General features: G+C 61.6%; 18 protein-coding genes. 10 read left to right on the top strand and 8 right to left on the bottom strand.

Features of this window, described 5'->3' with window-relative positions; all coding sequences use genetic code 11:
• Window positions 1-49 precede the first annotated feature (49 nt).
• From ACZ0AI_RS08795 to ACZ0AI_RS08785, 3 genes are all read left to right on the top strand, one after another.
• Entirely contained in the window at window positions 50-556 is a 507-nt protein-coding gene (locus tag ACZ0AI_RS08795) for a sigma-70 family RNA polymerase sigma factor (RefSeq protein WP_463565411.1), read from the top strand.
• Window positions 557-559: 3 nt separating this feature from the next.
• On the top strand, window positions 560-1,507 hold the full coding sequence (locus ACZ0AI_RS08790; RefSeq protein WP_463565410.1) for a FecR domain-containing protein: 948 nt from the start codon (window positions 560-562) through the stop codon (window positions 1,505-1,507).
• A gap of 136 nt (window positions 1,508-1,643) precedes the next feature.
• Window positions 1,644-4,133 (top strand): TonB-dependent siderophore receptor, encoded by a 2,490-nt coding sequence (locus ACZ0AI_RS08785; RefSeq protein ID WP_463565409.1) that lies wholly within the window; start codon window positions 1,644-1,646, stop codon window positions 4,131-4,133.
• Between the two features lie 60 nt (window positions 4,134-4,193).
• Here the strand turns inward: ACZ0AI_RS08785 and ACZ0AI_RS08780 are convergent, their stop codons facing one another.
• Window positions 4,194-5,105 (bottom strand): AraC family transcriptional regulator, encoded by a 912-nt coding sequence (locus tag ACZ0AI_RS08780; protein ID WP_463566079.1) that lies wholly within the window; start codon window positions 5,103-5,105, stop codon window positions 4,194-4,196.
• Between the two features lie 278 nt (window positions 5,106-5,383).
• Between ACZ0AI_RS08780 and ACZ0AI_RS08775 the strand changes: the two genes are divergently transcribed.
• Window positions 5,384-6,121 carry an SDR family oxidoreductase gene (locus tag ACZ0AI_RS08775; protein WP_463565408.1) on the top strand — a complete coding sequence of 246 codons (738 nt, stop codon included), beginning with the start codon at window positions 5,384-5,386 and terminating at the stop codon, window positions 6,119-6,121.
• Between the two features lie 101 nt (window positions 6,122-6,222).
• The gene (locus ACZ0AI_RS08770; protein ID WP_463565407.1) at window positions 6,223-6,492 is read left to right on the top strand and encodes a putative quinol monooxygenase; all 270 of its coding nucleotides are present in this window, start codon (window positions 6,223-6,225) and stop codon (window positions 6,490-6,492) included.
• A 70-nt stretch (window positions 6,493-6,562) separates the two neighbouring features.
• Here the strand turns inward: ACZ0AI_RS08770 and ACZ0AI_RS08765 are convergent, their stop codons facing one another.
• Both ACZ0AI_RS08765 and ACZ0AI_RS08760 read right to left on the bottom strand, forming a co-directional pair.
• Entirely contained in the window at window positions 6,563-6,991 is a 429-nt protein-coding gene (locus tag ACZ0AI_RS08765) for an organic hydroperoxide resistance protein (protein ID WP_463565406.1), read from the bottom strand.
• A gap of 208 nt (window positions 6,992-7,199) precedes the next feature.
• The gene (locus tag ACZ0AI_RS08760) at window positions 7,200-7,649 is read right to left on the bottom strand and encodes a MarR family winged helix-turn-helix transcriptional regulator (RefSeq protein WP_463565405.1); all 450 of its coding nucleotides are present in this window, start codon (window positions 7,647-7,649) and stop codon (window positions 7,200-7,202) included.
• A 249-nt stretch (window positions 7,650-7,898) separates the two neighbouring features.
• Between ACZ0AI_RS08760 and ACZ0AI_RS08755 the strand changes: the two genes are divergently transcribed.
• Complete coding sequence (locus ACZ0AI_RS08755; protein WP_463565404.1) at window positions 7,899-8,288, top strand: hypothetical protein; 390 nt, start codon at window positions 7,899-7,901, stop codon at window positions 8,286-8,288.
• Window positions 8,289-8,343: 55 nt separating this feature from the next.
• Here ACZ0AI_RS08755 and ACZ0AI_RS08750 read toward each other — a convergent pair whose 3' ends face one another.
• Both ACZ0AI_RS08750 and ACZ0AI_RS08745 read right to left on the bottom strand, forming a co-directional pair.
• A complete protein-coding gene (locus ACZ0AI_RS08750) occupies window positions 8,344-8,601 on the bottom strand; it encodes a hypothetical protein (RefSeq protein WP_463565403.1) in 258 nt (85 codons plus the stop codon).
• Between the two features lie 30 nt (window positions 8,602-8,631).
• Complete coding sequence (locus ACZ0AI_RS08745) at window positions 8,632-9,009, bottom strand: Rho termination factor N-terminal domain-containing protein (RefSeq protein ID WP_463565402.1); 378 nt, start codon at window positions 9,007-9,009, stop codon at window positions 8,632-8,634.
• Between the two features lie 232 nt (window positions 9,010-9,241).
• Between ACZ0AI_RS08745 and ACZ0AI_RS08740 the strand changes: the two genes are divergently transcribed.
• Window positions 9,242-9,640 (top strand): DUF2513 domain-containing protein, encoded by a 399-nt coding sequence (locus tag ACZ0AI_RS08740; protein WP_463565401.1) that lies wholly within the window; start codon window positions 9,242-9,244, stop codon window positions 9,638-9,640.
• 19 nt (window positions 9,641-9,659) lie between these two features.
• Window positions 9,660-12,116 (top strand): glycogen/starch/alpha-glucan phosphorylase, encoded by a 2,457-nt coding sequence (locus tag ACZ0AI_RS08735; RefSeq protein WP_463565400.1) that lies wholly within the window; start codon window positions 9,660-9,662, stop codon window positions 12,114-12,116.
• 241 nt (window positions 12,117-12,357) lie between these two features.
• Here ACZ0AI_RS08735 and ACZ0AI_RS08730 read toward each other — a convergent pair whose 3' ends face one another.
• Genes ACZ0AI_RS08730 through ACZ0AI_RS08720 form a run of 3 tightly spaced genes read right to left on the bottom strand, consistent with a single transcriptional unit; the run spans window position 12,358 to window position 13,457 of the window.
• Window positions 12,358-12,606 carry a hypothetical protein gene (locus tag ACZ0AI_RS08730; RefSeq protein WP_463565399.1) on the bottom strand — a complete coding sequence of 83 codons (249 nt, stop codon included), beginning with the start codon at window positions 12,604-12,606 and terminating at the stop codon, window positions 12,358-12,360.
• Window positions 12,603-13,229, bottom strand: a complete 627-nt coding sequence (locus ACZ0AI_RS08725) for an NAD(P)H-binding protein (protein ID WP_463565398.1) — start codon at window positions 13,227-13,229, stop codon at window positions 12,603-12,605. Before ACZ0AI_RS08725 ends, ACZ0AI_RS08730 begins: the two co-directional genes overlap by 4 nt.
• Before the next feature lie 9 nt (window positions 13,230-13,238).
• Window positions 13,239-13,457: a hypothetical protein gene (locus ACZ0AI_RS08720; RefSeq protein ID WP_463565397.1), complete on the bottom strand. Its 219-nt coding sequence runs from the start codon at window positions 13,455-13,457 to the stop codon at window positions 13,239-13,241.
• 221 nt (window positions 13,458-13,678) lie between these two features.
• Here ACZ0AI_RS08720 and ACZ0AI_RS08715 point away from each other — a divergent pair, with 221 nt between their 5' ends.
• Window positions 13,679-14,167 carry an MgtC/SapB family protein gene (locus tag ACZ0AI_RS08715; protein ID WP_463565396.1) on the top strand — a complete coding sequence of 163 codons (489 nt, stop codon included), beginning with the start codon at window positions 13,679-13,681 and terminating at the stop codon, window positions 14,165-14,167.
• Between the two features lie 83 nt (window positions 14,168-14,250).
• Entirely contained in the window at window positions 14,251-14,493 is a 243-nt protein-coding gene (locus tag ACZ0AI_RS08710; protein WP_463565395.1) for a hypothetical protein, read from the top strand.
• Window positions 14,494-14,741: the final 248 nt, after the last annotated feature.

The following is a 14,741-nucleotide window of genomic DNA, read 5'->3' as shown; positions in this document are numbered from 1 at the left end:
AGAAGCATTACCATTCATGCCTTGTCCAGGTGCGGTCATGGTGTGCTCGATGTCGCTTGTTTCCTCTCAGCAGTCCCTGCAACAGTTGTATCGCGAGCACAGCTGCTGGTTGAACGGCTGGCTGCGTAGGCGGCTGGGCTGCGCGGAGAATGCGGCAGACTTGGCGCAAGACACCTTCCTGCGTGTGCTCAGCAAAGAGCGCGAACTGCCAGCGCTGCGTGAGCCGCGGGCCTATCTGTCGACCATCGCCCATTCGCTGTTGGTCAATCACTGGCGGCGCCAGGCGATCGAGCGTGCCTACCTCGAAGCCCTGGCCTTGCAGCCGGAGCAGCATGCTCCCTCGCCGGAAGCGGCCGAGCTGATCATCGAAACCCTGCTGGCCATCGACGCCATGCTACTGCGCCTGCCGAGCAAGGTGCGCGAGGCGTTTCTGCTGTCGCAACTGGACGGGCTGACCTACGCAGCCATCGCCCTGCGCCTGCAGGTTTCCGAGCGCATGGTGAAGAAGTACATGGCCCAGGCGATGCTGCAGTGCCTGCTGCTGGCCGAGGGCTGAGCCATGAACGCCGATCACCGAACCCTGCAGGAAGCCGCCGAGTGGTTTGCGGTACTGGCCGATCCCCCTGTCAGTGACCATCAGCAGCAGGCCTGGCGGCAGTGGCTGGCGGCGCGGCCCGAGCATGCGGTGGCCTGGCAGCGAGTCGAGGCGATCAGTGGCCAGTTCACCCGACTGCCCACCGATACCCGCCGCCAGGCTGCCGGCCAAGCGCTGCGCAGCACAGGCCGTAGCCGCCGCCAGGTGCTTGGCCTGTTCGCACTGCTGGGCGCAGCCGGCGTGCTGACGGTGGCGGGGCAGGGGCGTCCATGGCGCGCCTGGGTCGCCAGCGAACGAACCGGAACCGGCGAGATCCGCGATACGCGTCTGGCCGATGGCACCCACCTGTGGCTCAGCAGCCGTACCGCAGTGGATATCGACTACAGCGCGTCCGCCCGCCTGCTGCGTCTGTTCCAGGGCGAGGTGTTGATCGAGACGGCCCAAGATTCGCGTCCGTTGTTGGTGCAGGCCGCGTACGGGCGACTGCAGGCACTGGGCACCCGTTTCGGCGTGCGTGAGGGCCATGGCTTCACCCAGCTCAGCGTGTTCGCCGGCGCGGTGCGTATCGAGCCCGGCAATGGCGCTGCGCCGGTTGTTCTGCAGGCAGGCAACCAAGCGCGTATCGGCCCTGATGGCATCGCTGCGGGCGAGCCGGTGGATCGCGCCCGCGAGGCCTGGAGCCGCGGCGTGCTGCTGGCCGATAACCGCCGGCTGGACGATTTCATCGAGGAACTGGCCGAGCACGTACCGGGCTATCTCGCCTGCGATCCGCGGGTGGCTGATCTGCGATTGGTTGGCGCCTATCCGCTGGGCGACACCGGGCGCATTCTCGACGCGCTGCAGGGCAGCCTGCCGATACGCGTCAATCGCCGCCTGCCATGGTGGGTGACGCTCGAACCGCTAGAGGCCTGAAGAACTTGTGCTGTGCGGCGTTTTCGCGTCCTTCGCAAAAAAATCGCAATCAGTGGTTCCCCTTTTTTAGTTTCGCTTGGCTTCAGTGCATCCGGCCCTTGCGTGTCATGCGCGGCCCCTGCAATGAGGAAGTCCCATGTGCTCGAGTCACCGCTTCGCGCCGACCTGTCTGCGGCGCTCCATTCGCCTTGCCACACTGACGCTGGCGGCATTGTCGCCGCTGCTTGGCCATGCCCAGGTCGTCGAGGCTGACAGCTACCAGCAGAGCGCTCGCAGCTACCAGATTCCCGCCGGCCCGCTGTCGGCGGCACTAAGCCGTTTCGCGGCCGAGACGGGTGTGCTGTTGTCGGTGGATGCACGCCTTACCGAAGGCAAGCAGAGCCCCGGCCTGCAGGGCGAGTTTGGCATCGACGAGGGGTTCTCCCGCTTACTGCAGGGCAGTGGCCTGCAGGCCACCACGGACGGCAATGGCGGTTACTCGCTGCAGGCTGCCAGCCAAGCCAGCGCAGGCTCCCTCGAACTGGAGAGCACCGCCGTCCGTGCCTTCGCCCTCGGCAATGCGCTGGGCAGCATGGACGGCTATAACGCCACCCACAGCAGCGTATCGACCAAGACCAGCAAGGAGCTGCTGAAAACCTCGCAGAGCGTTTCGGTGGTCACCCGCGAGCAGATCGAGAAACAGGGCGCCGCCAGCGCTGCCGATGCGATGCGCTACACCCCGGGCGTGCTCACCAACCCCTATGGCAATACGCACCGTTACGACTACCTGGCGATCCGCGGGATCAACGATGGTTCGGTGGACAACATTATCATCGATGGCCTGAAGTCCATGGGCGATCCCGGCTCCTACAGCAGCCTGCAGATCGATCCGTACTTCATCGAGCGCATCGACGTGCTCAAGGGGCCGTCCTCGGTGCTCTATGGCCGCAGTAATCCCGGTGGCCTGGCAGCCATCAGCACCAAGCGTCCCGAGTTCACCCAGGCCGGGCGGGTCGATATCTCCTATGGCAACAACAACCGCAAGTCACTGGGTTTCGATGTCACCGGGCCGTTGAACGAGAACATCGCCTATCGCGTGGTCGGGCTGGCCAAGGATGCCGACTCCCAGGCCGATCACGTTACCGAGACTCGCTATGCGCTGATGCCCAGCCTGGCGCTGAATCTCAGTGAAGACACCTTCATGACGCTCTACGTCTACCTGCAGGACGATCCCAACGGCGGCTACCACGGCAGCCTGCCGGCCTCCGGTACGCTGCACAAACGCAATGGCCAGCGCATTTCCAGCAGCTTCTTCGAGGGCGACCCGGCCGTCGAGGAGTTCACCCGAACCCAGCAGATGGTCGGTTATGAGCTGGAGCATCGTTTCGATGACACCTGGAGTGCCCGACAGAATTTCCGTTATGTGGATGCGCGGGTGTCGAACAGCCAGATCTGGGGTTCGGGTTACCTGAGTGACACCAGCAACGAGCTGTACCGTGGCTACAGCGGCGGCCAGGAGCGTCTGCATGCGTGGATCGTCGACAACATGCTGCAGGCCGAATTCGCCACTGGCGCCGCCCTGCACACCGTGGTGCTGGGCCTGGATTATCAGTACTCGAAGAACAAGATCGCCGACCAGCGTGACGGTTCGATACTGCAGCCGCCAGGTTCGGTCACGCCCATCGACGTGTTCGATCCGGTCTACGACAACAATGGCCTGACTGCCATCACCCCGGTGACCGACGCTCTGCGCCGGCAGAAACAGACAGGTCTGTACGTGCAGGACTTGATCGAGATCGACAACTGGAACCTGTCCCTGGGCCTGCGTCAGGATTGGTACGACGTGTCCATCGACGATGAGATCAACGGCCAGAACGACAGCCAGGGCGAGAAGCTCAGCGGCCATGCCGGCGTGCTCTACGCCTTCGACAATGGCGTGTCGCCCTACGTCAGCTATTCGACCTCGTTCAACCCGACGTCCAACTACTCCAGCGGGGCGCAGATTCTCGACCCGACCACGGGCGAGCAGTGGGAGGCCGGTATCAAGTTCCAGCCGCCCGGCACCGACGACCTCTACACCCTGTCGTTCTTCAATCTGGAAATGGAAAACCTCTACGCCAAGGAAAACAGCCTGGTCACCGACAGCTTCTACAAGGGCGTGGGCGGGATCGAGTCCAAAGGCGTCGAGCTCGAGGCGCGTTTCCGGCCCATCGACAATCTGCAGCTGATGGCCAGCTATACCTACGCGGACGTTTCCTACAGCAAGTCCTATTTCGTCAACAGCGGCACGGGCGTGGTGGATGCCAAGGGCAATAACCCACCGCAGACCCCCGAGCAGATGGCCACGCTGTGGGCGGACTACAGCTTCACCGACGGGGCGCTCGCCGGCGTGACGGTTGGCGCCGGTGCGCGTTACGTGGGCAAGAGCAAGGGCAGCGAGCTGAACGACTTCGAGGTGCCGTCCTACACCCTGTTCGATGCGTCCGTCGGCTATGACCTGACCCAGGTCGGGCTACGTGGAACCTCGCTGCGGCTCACCGCCAACAACCTCACCGACGAGTACTACGTGGCATCCTGCTATTCGGCAGCGGCCTGCTATCTGGGCGAGGAGCGCAGCGTTACCGCAACCCTTACGCAAAGGTTCTAGGGCAGATGTAAAAAGCGCGTCACCGACCCAGATCGGCGACGCGCTTTTTCGTTTCTGCGATCAGCCTGCATTGCGCAATCTGTGCATGTCGCGCAGTGGTGGCGCGCCGAACAGGCGGCTGTATTCACGGCTGAACTGCGAGGGGCTTTCGTAGCCGACGCGGAAACTGGCCGAAGCCGCTTCCAGGCCTTCGCTGAACATCAGCCGGCGAGCTTCCTGCAGGCGCAGTTGCTTCTGGTACTGCAGCGGGCTCAGGGCGGTGACTGCCTTGAAGCGGTGATGCAGGGTCGAGGCGCTGAGGTTGACCTCGCGGGCCAGCTCCTCGATGCGCAGCGGTTTGTCGTAATGCTGGTTGATCCATTCGATCGCCCGGGCAATGCGATGGCTCTGGCTATCGGCCATGACCAGTTCGCGCAGGCGCTGACCCTGGGGGCTGCGCAACAGGCGATAGAAAATTTCGCGCAGCGCCAGTGGCGCCAGCATGGCGGCATCGCGCGGAGTGTCGAGCAGGCGCAGCAGGCGGATCACCGCATCGAGCATCGACGGATCAAGGCGGTCGACGAACAGCGCGCGGTTGGGGCCGGGGTTTGGCAGACCAATCGGGCCCGCCTCGGCGAGCAGGCTGCTGATCATCGCCGGGTCGATGTCCAGTTTCAGGCTCAGGTACGGCAGTTCGGGTGTCGCTTCGACGACCTGGCCAGTAACCGGCAGGGTCACCGAGGCCACCAGGTAGTTCAGCGGGTCGTAGAAGTACTGCTCCGCACCGAGACGAATCTCCTTGCGGCCCTGGGCAATGATGCACAGGCACGGGCGGTAGAGCGTCGGCATCGGCAGGCTGGGCGCTGCCGTGTAGGCGAGGCTCAAGCCTTCGATAAGGGTGTCGTGCATGCCTTCGCCGGGCGCTTTGCGCTTGATCAGATTGGCAAGTTCGAGTTGCCGGGCGGCCAGTTCATCGAGCTGATCGGGTTGCATCATGGGGTCACTCCTGATTCTGGGCGCAGATTATCCGGGAATTGCCCAGACGTCCTGCGCGGCAGGCGTAGTCCACAGGAATGGGCAAGCATATGAGAGAAATAGGCAATTTCACAGCTGCACGCCAGCTCTCACGGGAGCGGGGTAATTACTCTGATCTCCCTTTCTGCAGGATTGGGCAAGAATGTTCCAGTAATCGACTAACGCCAAATCACCCTGAGCCCTAACCTCTGTAGCTATCGCGGCGCAGTGAGCCGCACTCACCAGAGGATCTCGTCATGTCCAATATCCAAGAAAAAGTCGTACTGATCACTGGCGCCAGCAGCGGAATCGGCGAAGGCTGCGCTCGCTTACTGGCAGAGAAGGGCGCTCGGGTAGTACTCGGCGCACGCCGTGTCGAGCGCTTGCAGCAACTGGTCGAAGAGATCGGCGCTGCCGGTGGCCAGGCCATAGCCCGCCGTCTGGACGTCACCGATGCCGCCGACGTTCAAGCCTTTGTGGACGCCGCAATGGCCGAATATGGCCGCGTCGACGTGCTGATCAACAACGCTGGCGTGATGCCCCTGTCGATGATCGAGGCGCTCAAGATCGACGAGTGGAACCGTATGATCGACGTCAATATCCGCGGTGTGCTGCACGGCATCGCCGCGGTGCTGCCGATCATGCAGGGGCAGCGCAGCGGGCAGGTCATCAATGTGGCATCCATTGGTGCCTACCGCGTGTCACCGACGGCAGCGGTGTACTGCGCCACCAAGTACGCGGTGCGGGCGATCAGTGATGGCCTGCGCCAGGAAGTGGGCGGTGACATTCGCGTCACCCTGGTATCGCCCGGCGTGGTCGAGTCCGAGCTGGCCGAGAGCATTTCCGACGAGGGCGCCCGTGAGGCCATGCGCGAGTTCCGCAAGATCGCCATTACCCCCGATGCCATCGCCCGTGCCGTGGCCTACGCCATTGAGCAACCGGCGGACGTCGACGTCAGCGAACTGGTGGTGCGCCCCACTGCAAGCATCCACTGAAAGTGCACCTCTAAAAACCATCTACGTTTTTAGAGGTGCCCTAAAAAGTGTCGGCGCCACTGCTGGGCGCCGCCACTCATATCGTGAGGAGAGACACGCTCATGCAGACCCACATCACCGTGCTTGAAGCTACACCTGGCCGCTGCGAGGAATTAGGCGGCTACCTGCGTGACCTACTGGAACCGGTACGTGGCCTGAAAGGCTGCGTGGCATTCGAGTTAGAGAAGGACGGGCAGCGCTGGCAATTGCATGGCAGTTGGCAGTCATCTACCGATCTGGATCGTTACTTCGGTGCACCATTGCTGCAGGAGGTGCTGGACAGTGCCTGGCGTAGTGGGGCTATCCAGCATCTGGAGAGCCGCGCTGCCTGAGCCCTGAAACGACAACGCCCCGGAATTATCCGGGGCGTTGTCGTTTAGCAGCATGTGCTTAGCGCGGTGATCACTCGACCAGCGTCAGGGTCACGTCGATGTTGCCCTGGGTGGCGTTCGAGTAAGGGCAAACGATGTGTGCTTTGTCGATCAGCGCTTTGGCTTCTTCACGATCCAGGCCCGGCAGGGTGATCTTCAGTTCTACTTCGATGGCGAAACCGGTAGGCACTGCACCGATGCCGACGATGCCTTCGACCCAACTGTCCGGCGAAACCTTGTGCTTGTCACGGGCGCCTACGAATTTGATCGCGCCGAGGAAGCAGGCCGAGTAGCCAGCCGCGAACAGCTGTTCCGGGTTGGTGCCCTGGCCGCCAGCGCCACCCAGTTCTTTCGGCGTAGTAAGTGCTACATCGAGTACGCCGTCGGAGGAAATGGCACGGCCTTCACGACCGCCAGTGGCTTCAGCGTAGGCGCGGTAGGCAACGGTTTCGATAGACATGATGGAAGTCCTCAGTTCGTGGTTTTAATTTGTGTGGTAAACATTTGCGCGCAAGTTATTTGCTTGAGGCGGACTCTATTCCTGATTTAGTTGGCGCGCAAGATTTTTTTTGCGGCTCACCGTATCGGGCTCTAGAGCCCGAATCCGTGGCCAGTAGACGAAGCTGAGTGTAGACCTGCCACGCAGGCAGGCAACCCAGGCGCTGGGGTCAGAGACTTTCCTGCAACTGCTTGCGCAGTGCGGTGAGTTCGGCGGTCAGACTGGCCAGGCGTTTGGCGGTCTGTGCGCTGGCGTTGATGATGCAGCCGGGAATCTGCCGAGCTTCATCATGCAGGGCTCGGCCCTTGTCGGTGAGCTGCAGGTGCACCACGCGCTCGTCGCTGCTGCTGCGGGTGCGGGTGAGCAGGCCCTCGGCTTCCAGGCGTTTGAGCAATGGCGTGAGCGACCCCGGGTCGGTCAGCAGCCGGGCACTGATTTCGCCCACCGTGATGCCGTCGCGCTCCCACAGCACCAGCATGGCCAGGTACTGCGGGTAGGTCAGCGCGAGCTTCTTGAGCAGCGGCTTGTAGACCTTGGTCATCGCCAGCGAGGTCGAGTGCAGGGCGAAGCACACCTGATTGTCGAGCAGCAGATCGGCGCAGGTGTCGTCGGTGGTCATGAAGGCTCCGGAATCAGGGGCAGGGCGGATGGCGCAATTTATCGTGCCAACCGCGCCGATACTAGCCGGGGCCTGCAACTTCGGCGCGATTAAGCTGCTTCGGGCCAGGAAACCGAAGACGATTGCATGACCCAGCACAGGCCAGCATGCAGGCATCCAGCATACAATGCCGCACCGCTGACCTTCGTTCTGCAACGCACCTGGGACGCTGGTGAGTAGCCTTGATCAGATCTCACGGGAGTGACGCGCATGAAAACCTCGATGGCCGGTCTCGCCGCCGCACTGATACTGGCGGGTTGCAGCCACACCAAGCCGCCTGTGCCTCAGGTACCTGTAGCCGGCAAGATCAACCCGACACGCGTAATGGTGACGCCTTCCGGTACCGACATTGAGGCAGCCAAAGTCAGCCTGTTCACCGCCATCGACCCGAGCGGCATCAGCTTCGAGTCATTGTTCGGCACCGCTGCCAGCGCGGCTGGCGATGATCTCGCCGTATGCGGGTTCGCCAGCCGCGACGAGCAGCAAGGCGCGCTGTATTTTGCCTATTACAATGGTGAACTGCTGCTCTGGGACGAAGCCGCGCCCCACGGCACCAGCACGGAAAACCAGTTTCTGGCGATGATCTGCTCCTATCGCTGAATAGCCACAGCGGATCAAAGCGGACGTGCTCTCGGCACGTCCGTCAGGGGGCACGCTAACCGAGCAACCTTTGCGGCGCCGGTAGCCGCTTCACGGTTGCTGCTGAGGCCTTGGCGGCCATGCGGCGCTTCGCCGGACAGATGCCGGTCACGCCGCGAAACAAGCCCAGAGCGCCCGCGGCTATGTCCACCAGGCCGATGACTCCGCGCACGGCCAACCCCTTGCGTATCAGCATCACGCCGCCAGCGATGGAAATCACCCGCTCCATAGGCGCCAGGTTGATCGCGTTGTTGTGTTCGGTCTGCTCGGTCATGCTGCTACTCCGTTGCAAGAGGCTTGCTTATCAAGAGGCTTTCTTCAGGGCGCTGATCAGCTCAGCCTTGCGCATGCTCGAGCGGCCGGCTATCTGCCTGGCGCGCGCCAGATGTAGCAATTCCTGTTTGCTCTGGCTTTCCAGTGGGCGGTCGGGGCGCACCTCGCCGCGGCGCGTCGCTACTGCTTGGCGGGCGGAGTCCTGGCGGGCCTTGGCTTTCTCTTGAGCACTGATCGTGCGTCCGGAACCCCCGGCGCGTTCGCCGCCTCCGGATTGCTTGTTCACGGTCGCCCAGGCGCGAGCACGGGCTTCGTCCGTGGGCACGCCACGTTCTTCATAAGTGGCTTCGATTGCAGCAGCCTTGCGTTTCTGGGCTACGGTGTACTTGTCTTTACTTCCGCTTGGCATGGGAGTCTCCTCGAGCGTCATGAATCAGAGACCGGCACGCGGCCAGTCATTTTGTGAAACGCGCTGACCGGGGTGAGTTCATGACGATAGATGAGTGGTCGTCGGCAAATACACCTATGGGTTGAACTCTGCCGCGCGCGTGGCACTCATTGATAAGTACTTTTGTGACAAGGCGCCCCCAGGCTCTGGAATGCGCCTGACAGCCACTGACAAATTCATGAGGAGAGTGACGATGAAACGAGATTGGGAACTGATCCGTGAGCTGCTGTTGCAGATCGAGTCACTGGAAACCGGGCATCATTTCTACCCGCAGGACGTCGGCCAGCACTCTGCCGAAGCCGTCAGCTACCATATTCATTTGATGTGTCAGGCCAATCTCATCGAGTGTTCCCAGCATCACCCGTGGAATGGGGCGCCAGTCGCCATCGCCAATGGCTTGACCCTGACCGGCCATGATCTGCTCGATGGCATTCGCGAAGAAGCACTGTGGGAAGCCAAGAAAGCTTTCCTGCAGGCTCGCGCCGGCGGCATCACCTACGAAGGCCTGAAGAACGCACCAACCGCCGACTCCATGTTGTTCGCCGCCAATAGCGGTGCCGACGAAGGCCACAACGGTCACGTCTATAACTGATTCAGGGAGTGAACCTGTGATGGCCGAGGAAGCAGCGAAAGCAACAGACCACGTCGAAACTTTCAAACAACTGATCCTGGCCAAGCTCAGATATGCGGTCGGCAAGGATCCGGGCAATGCCTTTGACCACGACTGGTTCGAAGCCGTCGCTCTGGCGGCCCGTGATCATCTGGTCGATCACTGGGAGGATGCCTCGCTACAGGTAGACCGCCAGGAGCAGAAGCGGGTCTATTACCTCTCACTGGAATTTCTGATCGGCCGTCTGCTGGTCGACAACCTCAGCAATCTCGGCCTGCTCGACACCGCCCGCGAGGCGCTTTCGCAGCTGGGCGTTGATTTCGAACAGATCCGCGATATGGAACCGGATGCCGCGCTGGGTAACGGTGGCCTGGGCCGTCTGGCCGCCTGCTTCATGGAAAGCATGGCGTCGCTCAATATTGCCGCTCACGGTTATGGCATCCGTTACGAGCATGGCTTGTTCCGCCAGGTGGTGGTTGATGGCTGGCAGCAGGAACACACCGAAACCTGGCTGGATTTTGGTAACCCCTGGGAGTTCGAACGCCCTGAAGTGAGCTACCGCATCGGTTTCGGTGGCAGCGTTGCCAACCTCGCCGGCTCTGGCGAAGTGCCTCGTCACGAATGGCTGCCCAACGAACAGATACGTGCCATCGCCTACGACACGCCGGTGGTCGGTTGGCGCCATTCCAGCGTCAATACCCTGCGTCTGTGGCGCGCCCGTGCTGAGGAGAACCTCAAGCTGGAGCGCTTCAACGCGGGCGATCACTTCGGTGCCGTCGCGGATGTGGTCAAGGCTGAGAGTATTTCCCGTGTGCTGTACCCGGCAGATAGCACCGAAGCGGGCCAGGAGTTACGCCTGCGTCAGGAGTTCTTTTTCGTTTCCGCTTCGCTGCAGGATCTGATCGCCCGGCACCTGGAGCTCAATCTCGACATTCACTCGCTGCCTGACCGCGTTGCTATCCAGCTCAACGACACCCATCCGGCGATTGCCGTCGCCGAGCTGATGCGTCTGCTCGTTGATGAGTATCGTCTGGAGTGGGCCGAGGCCTGGAAGCTCACCGTCGCCACGCTGTCTTACACCAACCATACGTTGTTACCCGAAGCGCTGGAAACCTGGCCGGTGTCGCTGATGGAGCGACTGCTGCCGCGGCATATGCAGATCATCTACCTGATCAACGCTTATCACATCGATTCGCTGCGGGCCAAAGATATCCACGATTTTGACCTGCTGCGCTCCGTCTCGCTGATCGATGAAGAGCATGGCCGACGTGTGCGCATGGGCAACTTGGCATTCCTTGGCTCGCACAGCATCAACGGGGTATCGGCGCTGCACACCAACTTGATGCGCAAGAGCGTATTCAGCGATTTCCATCGCCTGTATCCGGATCGCATCAACAACAAGACCAATGGCGTTACCTTCCGCCGCTGGCTGTACCAGTCCAACCCGCAACTGACCGAGCTGCTGGTCGGCGCTGTGGGCGACGAGTTGCTAGACACTCCGGAAACCAGCCTGCGCAAGCTCGAGCCATTCGCGGCCAAGGCCTCATTTCGCAAGCAGTTCGCTGCTCAGCGTCAGCACGCCAAGCGCGAACTCGCCGAGCTGATACGCGAACGTATGGGCATCAGCCTGGATACCCAGGCGATCTTCGATGTGCAGGTCAAGCGCATCCACGAATACAAGCGTCAGCTGCTTAACCTGCTGCACACCGTGGCGCTCTACCAGGCGATGCGTAACGACCCGGCCACCGACTGGGCGCCGCGGGTGAAGATTTTCGCCGGCAAGGCTGCGGCCAGTTATCACCAGGCCAAACTGATCATCAAGCTGGCCAACGACATCAGCCGTACCATCAACGTGGATCCGACCCTGCGCGGTTTGCTCAAGGTGGTGTTCATCCCCAACTACAACGTCAGCCTGGCCGAGGTAATCATCCCGGCGGCCGATCTGTCCGAGCAGATTTCCACGGCAGGGCTGGAAGCCTCCGGTACCAGCAACATGAAGTTCGCCCTCAACGGCTCGCTGACCATCGGTACCCTGGATGGCGCCAACGTGGAGATGTCCGAGCAGATCGGTCGCGAGAACATGTTCATCTTCGGCATGACCGCTCAACAGGTGGCGGCGCGTTCGCGTCGTGACCTGAACATGAGCGCGGAAGTGGCCGCCTCCGAGCGCCTGGCTGGCGCCCTGGAAGCCATTCGCTCTGGGGTGTTCTCACCGGACGACCCCGGTCGCTATGTCGGCCTGATCGATGGCCTGCTGGCCCACGACCGCTTCCTGGTGTGTGCCGACTTTCAGTCTTACTGGGACGCGCAGCGCAAGGTCGACATGCTGTGGCGCACCCCGGATCGCTGGTGGCAGGCAGCGGTGCTCAATACTGCACGCACCGGCTGGTTCTCTTCGGATCGCACCATCCGCGAATACGCCAAGGACATCTGGAAGGTCGGGGGCATCGGCGACTGAGCGGTGCAGATGTAATGAACAGGCGCCCGTCATCGGTAACGAGACGGGCGTTTTCTTTTGCGTGGAAAAGCGCAATTGTTTGGAGAAAAATGCGCCGCGCCGCTGGTGGTGCCGTGACCTGGTTATGGCCATGTCCTCAAGGTAGGAGCGTCGACCTTGATGCGATGCAATGGCGGCCATACCGAAAAACGAAATATGGCCACCATTCGCCGCGGGGTCGCGGCTCCCACAATGCCTGTACCTAGCTGGTGAGCGCGTGCTGATGCTGCTGATAAGTCCGATAGGCGCGTTCACGCAGTCGCGCACGGCGCGGTGCGTGCTGGCGACGCCAGGATTGGTTGGTTGGCGAGGTGGGCAGAGGAGGGAATTCCTCGGCAAGCTGGGCTTCGAGCTGGTAGCGATTGACCAGGCGCAGCATGCCCCAGAGCATGGCGGCCGATACCAACAGCCAGCCCGAGATCATCAACAGGATGTAGCTTTCGGTACTCATTGTGCCTCCTCGGCCTGTGGGCGAGAGTCGACGCGGATGCGTTGATTGACGCTCGTCCCCATTAGGCATTGGTCTATCACGCTGCAGGCATAATGTTGCAGGGTGATGATTGTTGTGTGGTCGCCCTCGCGAGCGGCAGCCAGGCCGTCGCTCTGACGATGGGCAGGCGCATCCACCAGCGTCCAGGCCAGTGGTGATTTGTGCAGACTGTGTTGCAGGTGCTCCACCTGCTCGCCCGGTAGATGGGCTGCATCATCCAGCCAGCTGTGGTCTCCGATCAGCAGCAGACGCTGCACCCGTGCGGTAGGCAAGCCCTCCAGCAGTGCGATGATGGCGTCGTAGGTTCGTACGAAGCCGTTGGCGTCGCAGCCGGCACGTAGTTGTCGGCTGCTCAGCACCGCGATCACCGCATCGACTCCGGCAACGCTGCGCGCCACGCTGGTGGCGTCGAAGGGGTTGCCGCTCTTGGCGCTCAGTTTCGGCCGCGCGGCAATATCGGTGGGGTCATCGACGATCACGACGACCTGCAGGCCTTTACTCGCCATGGCCTCCAGCAGAGCATCGGTGATCCGGTCGGGTGCGCCGTACAGGGCAATTTTCTCGATCACGTTCGTGTCGCTCATGATGCGTGCTCAGCTCTGGCGAGCATGGCCAGGTTCTTGATCGCCGGTATCGCCCAGCGGCTTGACGTCGATGTCGGTGATTTCGTTCGGCAGCTCACTGCTGTGCAGCGATTCAATATGGTGCCGTGCCTGCTCGGGCGTCAGAGCTGGTGCAACGGCCTGAACCTCGATCGATTTCTTCTGGTTACCCAGCTTGTAGCTGACGAGAAAGTAATGATTACTGGACATTTGAACCTCCTGTCGTCGAGCGTCGTGGTGGGGTTGAAGTCACGCCGCAGATAACCAAACAGACTGGGCTGGGTTCACCCCCGTTCAGGTTTTTCGCCAAACGGTCAGCCCACAAAAAAGCCAAACCTATCGCCCCCGGCAAGGTCGATAGCGAAGCGCCAACAGCGCCTCGGCTGTGGCAGTGCGTTCATGCGGATCCGTGCAGGCTGGGAGCGATCACCTTGAGTTTCTGGGACGAAGTACTGGCCACTCTGGCCAACGAATTTTCCGATTTGAGCACGCCCGAGCAGTTCACCCAGGTCACCCTGCGTCTGCTGTTGGCTGCGCTGTTGGGTGGCTTGCTGGGGTTGGAGCGGGAAGCCAGTGGCAAGGCGGCCGGTATCCGTACGCACATGCTGGTAGCCATGGGCTCTGCACTATTTGTGTTGGTGCCTGCGCAGATGGGCGCCGAGAGCGATGCCATGAGCCGGGTGATTCAGGGGTTGGTTGCGGGTATTGGTTTTCTGTGTGCCGGCACCATCATCAAGGGTGACTCCATGGCCGAGGTGAAGGGCCTGACCACCGCTGCCGGCATTTGGCTGACCGCTGCCATTGGTATCACCGTCGGTATGGGGCGCGAGGCGACTGCTGTGCTGGGCACGCTGCTGGTGCTGTTCATCTTCAACACCGTGCCGCACTTCATCACCTGGCTGGAGAGACGCCCTCGCTGAAACCACTGGAACGCTTGGGCCTGTATGCGCTCTTAGCAAATAGGCCCGCATCCGGAGGCCTCGAGACAGAAGTGGAGTCTGGAATGTTCAGAAACTTCAAGGGATGCATTGCCTGGACGGATGCCATGAAGGATGGCCAGCAATACGTTGGCCTGATCGAGTACCAACCCAAGTGCGCCGGTGCTGCCGTGCAGATGCTCTGGGTGGCTGCTCCCGGCAGTATCTGCGAGAACGAAGCGGAAACTGCTGCTGATAACATGCTGCGCCAGATCCGCGATATCACCATCGATGGCAGCGTGATCTACCGCGATGGCGTCGCACTGTAGCGACGTCCTCCCTTTCCCTGGCAGCCAGAGCTGCGCATTCTTGCGCTATCGGTATTTTCCACGGCTCTAGTCAGTCACCGCTGCCGCTCGTGCTCTGTGGGTGAATCTCGCTGACGATGTGCCCTGGTGGCGTTGTGATAGTCGCTTTCTCAGCCGATTGAAGCCCCTCGGAAACTCTGAACTTTGCCGAAGTCGCCAGGTTCGGAGATAGACAGGTCACGGTGCCTCGGAGCTTTTCATGACCTCGC

This window comes from Pseudomonas sp. AC355 (assembly GCF_979258205.1).
Note: the sequence above shows the minus strand (reverse complement) of the source record. Positions and strands in the feature narration are given on the sequence as shown.